The sequence below is a fragment of the Maribacter huludaoensis genome (assembly GCF_029350945.1).
Classification (GTDB): Bacteria; Bacteroidota; Bacteroidia; order Flavobacteriales; family Flavobacteriaceae; genus Maribacter; species Maribacter huludaoensis.
Genome location: NZ_JARKMS010000002.1, coordinates 1024181 through 1038837, shown reverse-complemented (window position 1 = coordinate 1038837; position 14657 = coordinate 1024181). Strand labels below are relative to the sequence as shown.

Annotated in this window: 13 protein-coding genes; 3 read left to right on the top strand and 10 right to left on the bottom strand. The window is 35.0% G+C overall.

All coding sequences use genetic code 11. From position 1 onward, the window contains the following. Positions 1-20 precede the first annotated feature (20 nt). Positions 21-1268, bottom strand: coding sequence for an oligosaccharide flippase family protein (locus PXC01_RS09545; protein WP_276472051.1), 1248 nt, complete (start codon positions 1266-1268; stop codon positions 21-23). A 224-nt stretch (positions 1269-1492) separates the two neighbouring features. Between PXC01_RS09545 and PXC01_RS09540 the strand changes: the two genes are divergently transcribed. The 3 genes from PXC01_RS09540 (at position 1493) to PXC01_RS09530 (ending at position 6017) form a co-directional block, all read left to right on the top strand. After that, positions 1493-3553 (top strand): tetratricopeptide repeat protein, encoded by a 2061-nt coding sequence (locus PXC01_RS09540; RefSeq protein ID WP_276472050.1) that lies wholly within the window; start codon positions 1493-1495, stop codon positions 3551-3553. A 261-nt stretch (positions 3554-3814) separates the two neighbouring features. Then, positions 3815-5602, top strand: coding sequence for a sensor histidine kinase (locus PXC01_RS09535; protein ID WP_276472049.1), 1788 nt, complete (start codon positions 3815-3817; stop codon positions 5600-5602). A gap of 1 nt (position 5603) precedes the next feature. Then, positions 5604-6017, top strand: coding sequence for a response regulator (locus tag PXC01_RS09530; protein WP_276472048.1), 414 nt, complete (start codon positions 5604-5606; stop codon positions 6015-6017). 19 nt (positions 6018-6036) lie between these two features. On the opposite strand, the gene PXC01_RS09525 is transcribed toward PXC01_RS09530, so the two are convergent. The 9 genes from PXC01_RS09525 to PXC01_RS09485 all read right to left on the bottom strand — a co-directional run bounded on the left by PXC01_RS09525 (position 6037) and on the right by PXC01_RS09485 (position 14651). Beyond that, complete coding sequence (locus PXC01_RS09525) at positions 6037-6744, bottom strand: LytR/AlgR family response regulator transcription factor (protein ID WP_276472047.1); 708 nt, start codon at positions 6742-6744, stop codon at positions 6037-6039. Beyond that, positions 6745-7065, bottom strand: a complete 321-nt coding sequence (locus tag PXC01_RS09520) for an Hpt domain-containing protein (RefSeq protein ID WP_276472046.1) — start codon at positions 7063-7065, stop codon at positions 6745-6747. It lies immediately after the preceding gene. Further along, a complete protein-coding gene (locus tag PXC01_RS09515; RefSeq protein ID WP_276472045.1) occupies positions 7062-8126 on the bottom strand; it encodes a sensor histidine kinase in 1065 nt (354 codons plus the stop codon). The genes PXC01_RS09520 and PXC01_RS09515 overlap by 4 nt, the downstream gene beginning before the upstream one ends. Beyond that, positions 8126-9256: an FIST signal transduction protein gene (locus tag PXC01_RS09510; protein WP_276472044.1), complete on the bottom strand. Its 1131-nt coding sequence runs from the start codon at positions 9254-9256 to the stop codon at positions 8126-8128. The genes PXC01_RS09515 and PXC01_RS09510 overlap by 1 nt, the downstream gene beginning before the upstream one ends. An 11-nt stretch (positions 9257-9267) precedes the next feature. After that, on the bottom strand, positions 9268-11244 hold the full coding sequence (locus PXC01_RS09505; RefSeq protein WP_276472043.1) for a PAS domain-containing sensor histidine kinase: 1977 nt from the start codon (positions 11242-11244) through the stop codon (positions 9268-9270). Then, positions 11237-11779, bottom strand: a complete 543-nt coding sequence (locus PXC01_RS09500) for a heme NO-binding domain-containing protein (protein WP_276472042.1) — start codon at positions 11777-11779, stop codon at positions 11237-11239. The genes PXC01_RS09505 and PXC01_RS09500 overlap by 8 nt, the downstream gene beginning before the upstream one ends. Before the next feature lie 80 nt (positions 11780-11859). Further along, entirely contained in the window at positions 11860-12261 is a 402-nt protein-coding gene (locus PXC01_RS09495; protein WP_276472041.1) for a response regulator, read from the bottom strand. 121 nt (positions 12262-12382) lie between these two features. Next, positions 12383-13633: an NAD(P)/FAD-dependent oxidoreductase gene (locus PXC01_RS09490; protein WP_276472040.1), complete on the bottom strand. Its 1251-nt coding sequence runs from the start codon at positions 13631-13633 to the stop codon at positions 12383-12385. 10 nt (positions 13634-13643) lie between these two features. Continuing rightward, positions 13644-14651 carry a 4-hydroxyproline epimerase gene (locus tag PXC01_RS09485; RefSeq protein WP_276472039.1) on the bottom strand — a complete coding sequence of 336 codons (1008 nt, stop codon included), beginning with the start codon at positions 14649-14651 and terminating at the stop codon, positions 13644-13646. Between the last annotated feature and the right edge of the window lie 6 nt (positions 14652-14657).

The following is a 14657-nucleotide window of genomic DNA, read 5'->3' as shown; positions in this document are numbered from 1 at the left end:
GCATAGCAACTTTTTAAATATCAAACTATCTTGTTAAGAATGGTATTATGCGTAAAATAAAGTAGCTGGGCAACCAATAAAGAAACCATGGCTATAATCTGTACCTGTACCACAATGTATAATGAGCTATGAAAAAACATGATCATAATTATTTGCGAGATACCCAAAATACCAGATAGAATGACCGGTAGGTATTGATCAAGAGATAAAAAGTAATAGGCAAATATATTTGATATAGCGAACAGCGATGTAGCCAAGGCATATTGCCATAACAATGGCGCCATGGAGAGATATGCTTCCCCGAACATTAATTGCACAATCAACTCAGGAAAAACAGCACAACATATGATAATCGTTACAGATAAGACACCTACATAACCAACGTATTTCATTAATAATGGTGCTGTAGCCTCGCCATCTTTCTGCTTTTGTACCACGGCAGGCAATAAAAGCATGACAAACATCCAAGCTATAAAATAAACCACACGCCCTATCATAGCCAGAGAAGAATAGAGACCGGCAGTAACATTATCAAAATAGTGTTTCACCAAAAGAATGTCACTATTATTAATAATTATTTGGGTAAGCTCATAGCAAGTGGTCAGTGCTACAAAACTGATTACCTTACGTTTATTCTCTTTGGACAAAGTTACTTCTTTGGTAAAACTCTCTATATCTAAAGTGGTAGGAATTAAGCCGAATACAAATGATAGACCAATACCTAAAGCTACAATAAAAGCTGAATTGAAAGGTAACAGCACTAACAAGCCCAAGGTGATGAACAATCTACTCCACATTTCTGCTTGATATGTCATGGATAATTTTTGATATTCCTGTTTGCCTTGATACCTTCCTCTATTAACGGACATTAAAAAATATAAGGGAACGGAAACAGCAAAGGTTTTGAACAGTAAGTCAGATTCAGTATGGAATATTTCCTGCAAATTTTTTGAAAACGCAAAAAGTATTATGCCTATTAATAATCCAAAAATTAGAGCATATTTATATAGTAGATGCTTAAGTGCCACCCGATCATCATTAGAAAATAAAATAACAAACTTTGCGGTAACCAATTGAAAGGTCATACCTAAAAAGGAGAGTACCAATACCAATGTGATCAATAAAGCGGCTTCACTATAGGCTTCTGGTCCAAGTAATCTACCCAATATAAGGTTGTAAAGATAATTTCCTCCGTTTACTACCAGTACGCTTACCATAAATACCTTTTCAGGGGAAACTTTATTCAGTACCAGTTTAATTGCCATCATGGTTATGTTTTTTTAAAGTCCTAACATAGACTTGGTTAGAGTTCAAATATCATAAAGGCTACTATCATTTTTTAAGTGCATAAGGTAGATAACCGTTAGCTATAGACGAACGGTAATTATCCTACTTCCAAAACGGTAAAGGCAATTTTATCTTTACAATATTGATTATGACAAATAAATCGCAATAATTACCGTTAGGTATTTGTAGTATAAATCTCACATTAATGATTAAAAAAATAGTTTTCCTTATTCTTTTAACTTCTTCACTGTTAAAAGCCCAATCTGATATGACCGAAGGTTTTGGTTTATTGGAGAAAGGTGACTTTCAAAAAGCTGAACTTTTTTTTGGTGAATACCTTAAGACAGACCCGGACAACAAAACAGCATTGCTCTGTTATGGCCGGGCAGTAGGGTTAAGCGGAGAGCCCCAAAAAGCAACGGGTCTTTTCTCCGACCTTTTAAAAGATTACCCTGGCGATTTTGAGATTTTGATCAACTATAACGAATCTTTTTTATGGGCCAAAGAATATGAACAAGCTAAACCCCTATATGCGGATCTAGTTGATAAATTTCCCAAGAAATTTGGGGCCGTACTCGGTTACGCCAATACCTTAAGTAACTTAAAAGAATATGAATCTGCCTTAAGCTGGGTTGAAAAAGCTATAGAATTACAGCCAGAAAATGAAAGTGCAAAGGTCTCTAGAAAATTTATGAGACTTGGCTATGCCAATGCCTTTGTAAATAATCAACAATACAGTAAAGGAGAAGAAACCCTAAAAAAAATATTTGAAGATTTTCCTGAAGACAAAGATGTACTCATTAATCTTGCCAACCTTTATTTAATTACAAAGCAAGCGGACAAGGCTAAGAATATGTATGTCAGGTATGCTACTACCCCTAAAGATTCCATTACCGCTTTAAACGGTATAGCGTTGGCAGAGCATTTAGATGAAAATGATAAAGAAGCCTTGATTATTGCTAAGAACGCAACGGTAAAAGTAGATAAGATAGATGACGTACCACTTACTGAAAATACCTATGATCGTTATGTGCAAGCTTTGATCTGGAACAAAAAATTCATACCTGCCCGTAAAAAAATAGATAGTTTAGAAGTTCATTACCCAAATAGAAATTGGATACATGCCCTAAGAGCTACCTTAGGTCTGTACACTGGCGACTCAAAAGCAAGTGTTGTAAGTTATGATAGAATCTTAGTTAACGATAGTGCATCTTTTGATGGAAATCTGGGAAAAGCCAATGCCTTATTTGCATCTGATAAAATAATACCGGCATATCATATGGCAAATCAGACCTTAAAATTCTACGATAATCAAAAAGATGCCAAAGGTTTTATTGAGAAGTTGAACTTAATGCACACACCAACGATCGAAGAACATGCCGCTTATACTTTTGATAATGGTAACAATACGGCCTTTTATACCAATACCACGGTAGACATACCTTTTTCAACAAAGTTTAGGACTACTTTCTCCTATTTCTTTAGATCTACGGAAAATACGGTTACGGATAATAAGGCAACTTCTCATGTAGCTTTAGTAGGGCTACAATACAAGTTATTTCCAAAAACGGTTCTTAAAACGGTTTTAGGATTCAACAATTCTAGATTTTTGGATGAGGCATATACTCAGCCGGTGCTTGATATTAAATTGGATTTACAACCATTTAAGCTTCAGAACTTAACATTGGGGTACCAGAGGGAAGTACAAAGCTTTAACGCAGAATTGATTGAACGAGAGATTGTACAGAACCACTATGGCTTAAATTATAACTTGGGAACCAATGTAAATTTTGGCTGGTATACGCAACTGATGCATACTCGGCAGAGTGATGAAAATGTAAGAAATTTACTGTTCACGTCTCTTTATTATAACGTGCTTAAAAAACCTGCTTTGAAAATGGGTGTCAATTATCAGTACATTACGTTTAAGGACCAAGTACCAACTATATATTTTAGTCCTGAGAAGTACCAAGCAGTTGAACTATTTGCCGATGTTCGCGGTAAAATTTCCGAAAAAACCACATATATGGCCAGTGCAGCTACGGGTATTCAAAAAGTAGAAGATGATCCTAATACCAACATCTTTAGAGCCGAAGCTTCTGTACAACATCAATTCTCAAAAAGATTTAGTTTAAACGTTTATGGTAAGTATAGTAATATTGCCTCAGCCACCGCAGCGGGGTTTGAATTTACCGAAATAGGATTAAAAGCAAAATGGTTGTTTTTGAAAAAACCTTTATTCTACAAAAAGTTAGATCTAGACTAAATTTTAAAAAAAGAAATTTTTAAGATTACACCAACAACCATGTAAATATTTACAGATTGTATATACAATTGAAAAAAACTTTAAACAAACTTTTTACTTCTTGCAAATTATCTCTAAATAGACCGTTTTTAAGGGGAAAAATGTTCCAAATTTCTATATAAATTTTAATAAATGTAGGAATTTTACTTATATTAGTGTAAGTTTTAGAACACTTAAAAGAACTTGTTATTCTGTTGAAAATGAAACTCTAATTAAGCCAGTATGTGGAAGAGAGTTTTGAAAATGTTTTTAGGTCTATACCTTCCGTTATTGGCCCTAACTTTATATGTATTTTATACCCAAAAAGGGAAGCAACTTAATGCTCTTTCAGAATATCAGAAAAGAGATGCCAAAATTAAAAAGGAATATTTTTTTGAACATTGCAACACCTTACTTAAAGATACCCAGTACTGGGCACATTTAGAATATCCTGTAGGTTTTGATCCTATGGGAAAGGATAAGGCTTTCATGAACCGTTATATAGAAGTGATAAAAGAGATAACGGATTATGACCAATTTCGCTTTATAGACTTGAACGGACAGGAGTTTTACAGAGCCGTAAGAAATAATGCAGACTCAGTAACTATAGGTAATCTTCAAAATAAAGAAAATCATCAATACGTAAAACAGGGCCTGGAGCTACATCAAGATCAATTATACCTCTCTCAAATAAGCTTGAACAGGGAAAATGGTGTAATAGAAAAACCTAATAAACCAGTAATTAGGGCCGTTGCCCCTATTTATGATACTACAAAAACCAAAATAGGTCTGGTAGTGATCAATTTTAAAATGAAGAGAGTACTTGATCAACTTAAATCTAAAGTAGCGGATACAGAGCTTTATTTACTTGACGAAGAACACCGTATCATCAGCTCCAGTATACATGAAGAAGATCTACCCTATGAAACTGGTAAGAAAGACAATATTTTTCCTAGAAAATTAATTACCAATGTTCAGGATATAACAAAAGACAGTACCATTTTTGATGAAGAGCATATTTGGAGGTTTCAGCCAATTGTTCTTAATGGAACTGAAAATACATTTGGCTCAACCTCCAAAGTTCCGGCAGAAATAATTGCTCCATCCAACCTATATATGGTCCTAGAGATACCACCAAGGTTAATAGCATCATATTTAGAACCATTGTCAGATAGTTTAAAGACCTTTAGTGTAATTTCTATTGCCGGTTTATTGACCCTATGTTATGTATTTCAAAAAAAGAAAACAGAAAAAGACCAATTTTATAAAGAGCTGGAAAGCAAGAATGTATTATTGACCAGAAGTAGGGACAAACTTGAGGAAAGTAATGTCATGGTCAATGAAATGAACAATAGCTTAGAAATAAGAAATAAGCAATTAAGTGATTTCAACTATTTAATTTCTCACAACTTACGCTCTCCGGTTACCAGTATGTCAGTAATCGTTGAGATGATACAGAAAGAGAAAAACCCGGAAATATTAAAGCAACTACTACCAAAACTAGATGATGTAGCCAAAAGTATAACTCATTTAACAGATGATATCAACGACTACGTGGCCATACTGGATAACAAAGAAATTAAAATCGTTGATTTAAATCTAGAAGCGCTTATAGAAGAGGTAAAGCATGAATTTACGGAAACACTTTTAGATAATACTGGTTTTGAAGTTCGCCTAAACCTTAAGGCCTGGAACCATATTTCATATTCTAGGTTCTACCTACAAAGCATAATACACAATTTCATTTCCAATGCCATTAAATATAAAAAAGATGAGGATACATCATACATTGAATTTGAATCTACCATTGAAAACCAGCAAAAGGTACTTTATGTTAGGGATAATGGTATAGGTCTAGATCTAGATAAACATGGCGATAACATTTTTAAGTTATACAAGAGATTCCATAGAAATATTTCAGGTAAGGGAATGGGACTATTTTTGGTAAAATCTCAATTAGAGGCATTAAACGCAACAATAACAATAGACAGTAAAGTAGGAGTAGGAACAACTTTTAAACTTATATTTTAATATGCACACTAAACCCAACATTTTATTGATAGATGATGATGAACTTTATCTCTATTTAATGACTAAAACTATTAAGCAATTATCAAATGAGCTTATTATTAGCACATTTACCGATGGCGAAATGGCCGTTGAGTATATTGCTAAATGTACAGAAGAAAAAGTTGAATTACCAGAGGTGATATTTTTAGATATTAATATGCCGTTTTTAGACGGGTGGGGATTTTTAAATGAGTTTAAAAAATTAAAACCCAAAATAATGAACAATATTAATATCTATATGGTGAGCTCATCTATGCGTGATAGTGATATTAAAAGAGCGTCTAACTTTGAAGAACTTACCGGTTACGTTGTAAAACCTGTAAACAAAGTAGAACTGGCAGAAATCTTTAAAAAAATATATCACGAAAATTGGTAGAATTTTACTGTTGTAAAATTTAGAGTAAATTTAATCTTCGCATTAATTCTGGACGGTTAGATCGGCTTATGGGAACTACATTTTTGGCAATTAGTACACTATTATCTTCTATATCAATAATTTTAGTGAAATTGATGATGTAAGACCGGTGTATTTGTAGAAATAATTTCTCAGGTAATTTCTCCTTAATTTTCTTAAGTGTAGTATGCACCCTATGCTCCTCTTTTTCCGTTTTTATCTCTATATAATCACCCTTGGCCTCAATGACCAAAATGTCATTAAGTTTCAGTTTGATCAATCTTCTATCAATATTGATATATAAATCTTCTTCTTGTGCGTTTTCTTGGTTAGCTGTTGGTATTTGTGGTCTTTTAGCAGAGCTATTTTTTATTTTGAGCAAACACTTTTGAAAACGTTCCAGAGTTATGGGTTTTACCAGATAATCTACAATACACTCATATTCGTAAGCCGCAATTGCAAAATCTGTATCTGATGTAGTCATAACCACTTTAGGGGGATCTTTAAGGGTCTGTACAAAATCTACACCGCTAAAGCCTGGCATATGAACATCTAAAAAAATGACATCTATACTATTTTGATTTAAAAATTTAATGGCGGAAATAGCATTATCGAATTCTTCAATGACATCTAGCTCTTCAACTTTGGTACATAGCTGCTTTACGATTGCTCTTGCCGTAGCCTCATCATCAATTATAATACAGTTCATTTAAATCGTTTTTATGTATTCTTCAATAGTGGCTAGAACATTATCGAATTTGGTTTTACTCTCATATTTACCTTCCAATAATTCCATTTCATAGGTAACTGCCAATTTATAAGAGTCATGCATGCCTAAAATATTAAATTTATGTTTTAGTTTATGAACAATCTCGGCAGTTTCTTTAAACCTGCTATTGTCTATATGACCAAAATATTCGTCTTTTTCTAAAGGAAATTCACTTTTGACAACATCTATGAATTGACCTCTAAAGCCCTCATCATCACCAGCAAGCTCATCTATATAACTAAGGTTCGGTTGTTCTATCATTTATTCTTTTTTAAAGTTATAAAAAATGTAGTACCTACATTTTCTTCAGACTTCAACCGCACATCACCTTCATAAAGTACCGCAATTTTTTTAACAATTGCAAGACCTATACCTGTGGCGTTATTGGCTGTTTCCAATTTTTTGAACATTTGAAATATACCTTCTTGGTGCTTGGCCGGTATTCCTTTTCCATTATCGGAAACACTGAATTTCCAATACACCTCATCTGGTTCGTACCCAATTTCTATAATTCCGTTTTCTACATGTTCCGTTGCCGTAACCGCATTTGTCAACAAATTCATAAATAATTGCTCTAGTCTAGACCTCTCAAACACCATGTGTGGCAATTCTTTAGGATACTTAAAGGTAATGTTCTCAGGTACAAAAATTGTTCTTTCAATATCCCTTAAACTGTCCTCTAAATTGAAGGAAGATTTATGTTCTTCTGTCTCACCCATTGTGGCATGGTTTAGAATACCTGTAATGAGTTTGTCCATTTTTGTTAGGTTCTGCGACACCAATTCGCAATTTTCTTTGCTGGTCTCAGAAAACTTATCTTTCTCATCTTCCATAATCCAGTTCATCAAAGCATTGATGTTTCTTATGGGCGATTTTAAATCATGCGAAACCATCTGCGCATAATTATTTAAAGATTGGTTCTGAATTTCCAAACTTTTAAGCAATTTGTCCTTCTCTACGGACATATCTGAAACCTGAGACGCCAAATTACTAATGTTAATGGCCAAGTGCTCTGCATTGAATTCATCCTCTATATTCTGACCGAACAATTGATCTTCATTAAGATTATCCGTTAAGCTACGAATGGCATTCTCTAATGAAACAAGAATCTTTTTTTGTTGTTTTGCTTCGTTCTGTAATTTCTTATTCGCCTCAAAAAGCTCATCTGAACTAATTGTAGAAGCTCTATGCAGCATAGAGAATTTATCATCGTAATTCTCGTACGATTTTTCTATTGCCTCTAAGAATTGTGCCATCTCTGGATTAGATTCTATATCCGCAGGTAAATATTTTCTTATTTGTCTTTTTAAAAGAGAATGCATTATTCGCTAAATAAGGTTAGTGTCATAGTCTGGTTATGCAATTTACAACTATCCTGACCACTGAACGGAGCCATTTCACCATAAGAGTAAAACCCGCTTATAACGGTATTATTGCCAATTACTGCCTTTACCTCCTCAATTTCTTCCTCGGTACGCTGATCCATGACCAACTTTCTACCTATACAACTGATCAACAATGCCAACTCAGGAGACTTCTTTCTACCTTCCATAGCCAACTCTGCCGCTTGTGAGGCACCGTTAGCTATATCATCTACGGAAGACATCATTAACTGTACCCTTGCCCCTTCCGGAACATCGCCCGCAAGTAACATGGTATTTTCCTTTTCATCTATATTGAGTATTGTTCTAACCAATGGATCTGAATCTTCTGTCGCTTTTACGCTAAGCGGGTAAAGCAATGCAGACTTTGGCAATTCATCTGCTTTTTCGCCTAAATACGTTTTGTACAAATCTAAAGCAGGTTTACCATCTAGTTCATAAAGCAAATTACCTTTAGATTTGGTTATAATACGTTCAGGACCAAAAGTGGTCCATCCGCCAAAATTAGAACTTGTTATCTCTAGGGTATCACCGTAGAAACCAATAGCAATAATCTCCCCTTCCTTTGGCTTTTCATTATACGAAGCCAATGTTTTTTCAAACCGATCATCATCTCCACAGAGTCCGCCGGACAGTCCGAAGGTAGTGTCTTTTAAATTCTCTAGCCCTACTATTAGAGCACTGCCGTTTACGGTACTACCTTCAGATATTACGAATAAATGTTTTAAATTCTCTTTGGGAAATTCAGCTATTAAACTTTCTCCCAATTTTTGATCATCATTTTGAAAATTATGTACATTGCTCCGTTTTACCAAAACTGAACTTTTCTCAAATTCTATAGCGGTCAAAACAACGGTGCCTTCCAAAACTTTATCATCAATAATCTCTCCTGAAGTTGTGCCAAAAACAATATGGCCATTAGGAAACAACGCCCTAACCTCATCATAGATCAAATCACTATCAAGCATATATCTATTGCCAAAAACCAGTACCAAGGGTTCATTTAAATGCATGGAACCTTGCAGTACAAAAGGGGCATTTGGTTTCTTAATTGCTTGTACGATTTTCATATTTATTTGTATTAGTTATGGTCTTTTTTTATAGTGAAATGAAACTGGGTACCTTCGCCTACAATGCTATCTACCCAAACTCTACCCTGGTAACGATCAATAATCTTCTTTACTATTGAAAGACCAATACCTGTAGATCTTTCATTATTACCGATAGATTGAAAAATATCAAAAATCTTTTTATGGTACTCTTCTGGTATACCTACGCCATTGTCACTGATCGTAAACTGCCAAAAATCGCCATCATCCTTATACAGGACCTCTACAAGACCTACTTCCCTTTCTATATGTACAACGGCATTACCTATAATATTTTGAAAAACCTGGTGTACCTTAATTCTATCTGCCATGATGGTGGGCAGCTCTTTTGGTATTACCAATTTTACATGTTCAGGTATAAAAATAGTTTCGCCAATATCTGTAATAACTTCATTAAGGTCTACTTTAGAATCATCTAAGGCAGAACTATTGGCGGTAGAATATTCAAGAATACCATGTATCAATTTATCCATGGAAGCCACCTTTTCTTGCATAAGGGCAAGATTCTGTTTACCTCCTTCATCTAAAACATCTTTATAATCATCGCTTAACCAAGTGGCCAAAGCACTAATACTTCTAAGTGGCGATTTAAGGTCATGAGATACAATATGTGCGTACTCTTGTAAACCTTGGTTACTGTTCTCTAAATCTTTAACCAGCTGTTCTTTCTGTAATTCTAATTCTTTTTGCTTTGTTACATCTAAATGAACACCTACCGAACCTACTACATCGCCAGCTTCATTATATCTTGGTGCACCACTTATTAACCAATGCTTTTTCTCACCTAACTTGTTCAGTATTTCAACCTCAAAAGAATTAGACTCACCACCGGATTCTAATTTTAACTTTGACGTTAATACATTCTTGTTTTCTACATGAAAGAAATCTGTAGCATTTTTTCCTATAAGCTCATTCTCGGAAAAACCGCTCATATCACAAAAACTTTGATTAGCTAAAAGGATCGTGTCTTTTTCATCTAATTCTAACAGGCCTAAGTTCATATTGGCGATGATATTACTATACTTCTCCCTTTCCGCTTTTAATTTAGTTTCAGCTTCATGCTGTTTGGTAATATCCTCTAACATACCTAAAACAAAGCGTGTTTCGTTACGTATGTTCTTAACGGCATTTAAAGATATTTTTAGATATAAGATTTCTCCGCTCTTATGTATATATTTTTTTGATATTGTAAAATCATCAATTTCACCATCATACATTTGTTGCATTAACAATTTGCTCTTCTCTTCATCATCAGAGGCGGTAATATCCGCTATACTCATATTTTGGAACTCTTGAGAACTATAGCCTAGCAAATTGGTCATTGCGTGGTTTACTTTTAAAATTTTATCCGTGTTGGCCAATACGATACCTAGCGGTGATGCATTTACGATAATATCCAATTGCCGCTTTTGTTCAGATAATATTTCCGTTACCTCCATCTCTTGGGTAATATCACGTACTATACCCTGGGCCGCTATTGGTTGTTTTTCTTTATTGAATATTAAACTAGCATTAATTTCTACCCATTTTTCAACATCATCTTTAACAAGGATTTTGGCCCGGTAGTTTTTAAGCATACCAACCTCTTTTAAACTACTGAAAGATTCTATGGTGTACTCCATGAAATCTTTATGTACCAATTTCCAAAGATTGATATCTTGTTCCTTATGATCATAACCCAAAAAATCTTTGGCAGATTGGTTCATGCTTACCACATTATAGGATAGGTCCATGACCACATAAGGATCTATAATATTGATGAAAACGCCATCTAGTTCAGATGTTTTTTCGCTTAAAAGATTTTCAAGTTTGTTGTTGGACTCCCTTAAATGGCGTGCAACCTCGTAAAGCTCATTAGATTTTTCTTCTAATATCCTTTCGGCTTGTTTACGGGCCATTTTTTGCCTTTCCAAGGCTTTTTTAAGAAGTGTAACCTCTTTACTATCCATGTTGTACAACGTCAAATTTTACTTCAGTACCATCTTCCTTAAGAAGTTCGTAAGTAATATCGGCCTTGCCATTAAAGTGTTCAAAAGATTTTTCTATTAAACCATGTGCCAATCTATATAGCCCTCTTGAAGAACTATAGATCATGGAAATGGAAGTATCAGTTTTCTCAAGAATCTTAAATGTAGGCAATTCTGCTTCTGGATATAGTTTTTTTACATGCACATGAATATGGTCTTCAATTGAATAAAGCAAACCGATAGGAGTACGGTAACTTTGAATAACTTCTGGATGCGCATTTTTAAGACTAGAAAACAAATAGAGTCCGAATGCGTAAATTAGATCTCCGGCAGGTAAATCTACCTCTTCACTCAATTGGGTAATCAATGCCACCATTTCATTGAATTCGTAGGTGGCAACAGATGTATATATGCCCTGGGAAGGCAAATCTGTTTTTTCAATAATATTATCAACAGTCTCTAAACCGAATTCCGATTCGACCATTTCTAAAAACTCGGTAAATACAATTCCCTTCATTTGAATTTTTTTACAATATATTCAAACGTAGGAAAATTAATACGTAATTGTGTAAAAATGTTGTGAAATGAGCTTTTTTGTTAGCCTTTTACTAGTTGGTTAATGCTCCAATACTGTAAAACTGCATTTAACTTATACTCATAATCTTCATATTTCAAAGGTTTAATTACATAACCTGCAATACCGGCCTGGTAACATTTCAACAAATCTGCCCTATTCTCAGAGGTCGTTAAAATAACAGTAGGTAAATATTGAAGTACATCATCTGCCTTTAATATTTCTAAAAATTCTATACCGTTCATTCTAGGCATGTTCAAGTCTAACAGAATAATATCCGGTAATTTCTCACCTGATCTTAAAAAGTCCAATGCCTCTTCACCGTTCTTTGCTTCTATAATTGAATGTTTTAGCTCAAGTTTAGAAACTGTTCGTTTCAACTTCATTACTTCAATTAAATCGTCTTCTATTAATAATATATCCATTGCATAAATATTTGAGTGTCAAAAGTCTTACAATCACTCGATATAATTTGACTTGTGTAGGCGAATGGTCATTTACTGTCGGTGAATGGTAATTTGATTACGCTGAACAAATTTCGCAAAATTACTTGAATGATCTGTTAGGGCTAAAGGTAGCTATATTCATAGTAGTTTTTTTATTTGATAAAATCTCTGCAACGAGCTTACCGGTTACAGGACCTAAACTCCACCCCATCATAGCATGACCCGTTGCTATAGTAAGATTTTTAAATTTGGAAGAATTACCAATATACGGTAGACCATCTGGCGAAACAGGGCGCAAACCTGTACTTACATTCGCAATTTCGTCCTCGTTAATTTTAAGATCAGGATAAAAGGATCGGGCCCCATTCGCAATTGCCATTACCCGCTCATTTCTAATGATTTCATTATTACCTGAAAACTCCATGGTACCCGCAAATCTGGTAAAACCGTTCATTGGGGTTACCGCCATTTTAGATTCCATCAATATTGCAGGTATAGAAATACCCGTACTACGTTCCACATTTATACGATACCCTTTACCTCCTTGCAGCGGTAGTTTTAAACGTAGTTTTTTTGCAAGCTCCCCACTCCAAGATCCAGCTGCCAAGACAACGTTATCTGGCCTATAGCTGCCATTTGTAGTTATGACTTCCGTAATTTTATCACCGTTAGTTTCAATATCAAGTACTTCTTCGTTCGTTTTTATCATTACTCCCTGTCTCTTGAGATAAGATAGAAGTTTGGGCATAATCTCCGTCGGTGTAGTATGACCGTCACATTCGTAGTGTATGGCTCCTTCGGCATCAATTCTAACATTTGGTTCTAGTTGATGTAATTCTGTTTTGTTTAATTCTGAAACTTCAAGTCCCTCAAAAGCTACCCTTTCGGCAATTTTTCTTTCATGTAGATAAGCTGATTCGGTTTTATAGAGCATTAACAATCCTTTACGTTCTAATTGAAAATCACCTAAATCGCCGGACTTCTTCAAATCTGCAAATAATCCTCTACTAATTAGGTTTATTTCTTTAATTGCCGGAATTGCCTTTTCTACCTTGGCCGGGGTTGATGATTTATGAAAATACCACGCCCATTTTAAAAAGTCAACGTCTAACCTAGGTTTCATATAAAACGGACTAGCAGAATTGAACATCATCTTGATCCCTTTTGCTATCATACCTGGTGATGCCAAAGGAATTATATGGCTTGGAGTAATATAGCCTGCATTTACAAATGATGCGCCAGAAGTGATATCGCCTTTATCGATTACCGTTACCCCAAAACCTTCTTTAGTTAGGTAATAAGCAGTGCAAAGCCCAACAATGCCACCACCAATAACAATAACACCTTTCATATAGTAAACATTAAATTACCTGAAATCCGTAAGCATATGGATCATCATCATCAATAGTTATGGTATTGTGTCCATATATTTTAGCCCAGCCCTTTATACTAGGTATAATTGCAGGTTTGCCCGCCAATATGGTTTCCTTTTCTACAGTACCAATAAATTGAGAACCTATATAGCTTTCATGGACAAAATCTTCACCAACGTTCAACATTCCCTTGACATACCATTGCGCCATACGCGCAGAGGTACCTGTACCACAAGGTGAGCGATCAATAGCTTTATCACCGTAAAACACAGCATTTCTAGCGGTAGCGCTATCAGAAATTGTTTTACCTGCCCACAAAATATGGCTTACGTCCTTTATGGTGCTATCCTCTGGATGAATAAATCTGTTCGGGTATTTTATATTGATTTTCTTTCTGATTTCTTGACTGAACTGAACTAGCTGAGCGGCCGAATAATCTTGAATTCCGTTAAAATTCTTTTGTGCATCTATAATGGCGTAAAAATTTCCTCCATATGATACATCAAAAATCAACTCGCCCAATACAGAACAATTTACCGTTAGCTCCGTATCTACCAAATATGATTTTACATTGGTCAATTTTACCCACGCTACTTTATTTTCTTCTTTATGATAGGTAATGTTCACCAAACCGGCAGGAGTTTCCATACGGATCATTCCCGGTATTTTAGGGACTATCAACTCTTCTTCCAAGGCAATGGTAATGGCTCCTATAGTTCCATGACCGCACATGGGCAAGCAACCACTGGTCTCAATAAATAAAATTCCAAAATCGTTCCTTGGATCGCTAGCCGGGTAAAAAATGCTACCGCTCATCATATCATGTCCACGAGGCTCGTACATAAGTCCCTTTCTAACCCAATCATACTCCCTAAGAAAATGCTGGCGTTTCTCGCTCATTGTGGCACCAACTAAATCTGGACCGCCCTGTTTTACCACCCTAACAGGGTTACCGCAAGTATGGGCATCGATACAAACAAAGGTGCTACTGGCCATATTAAC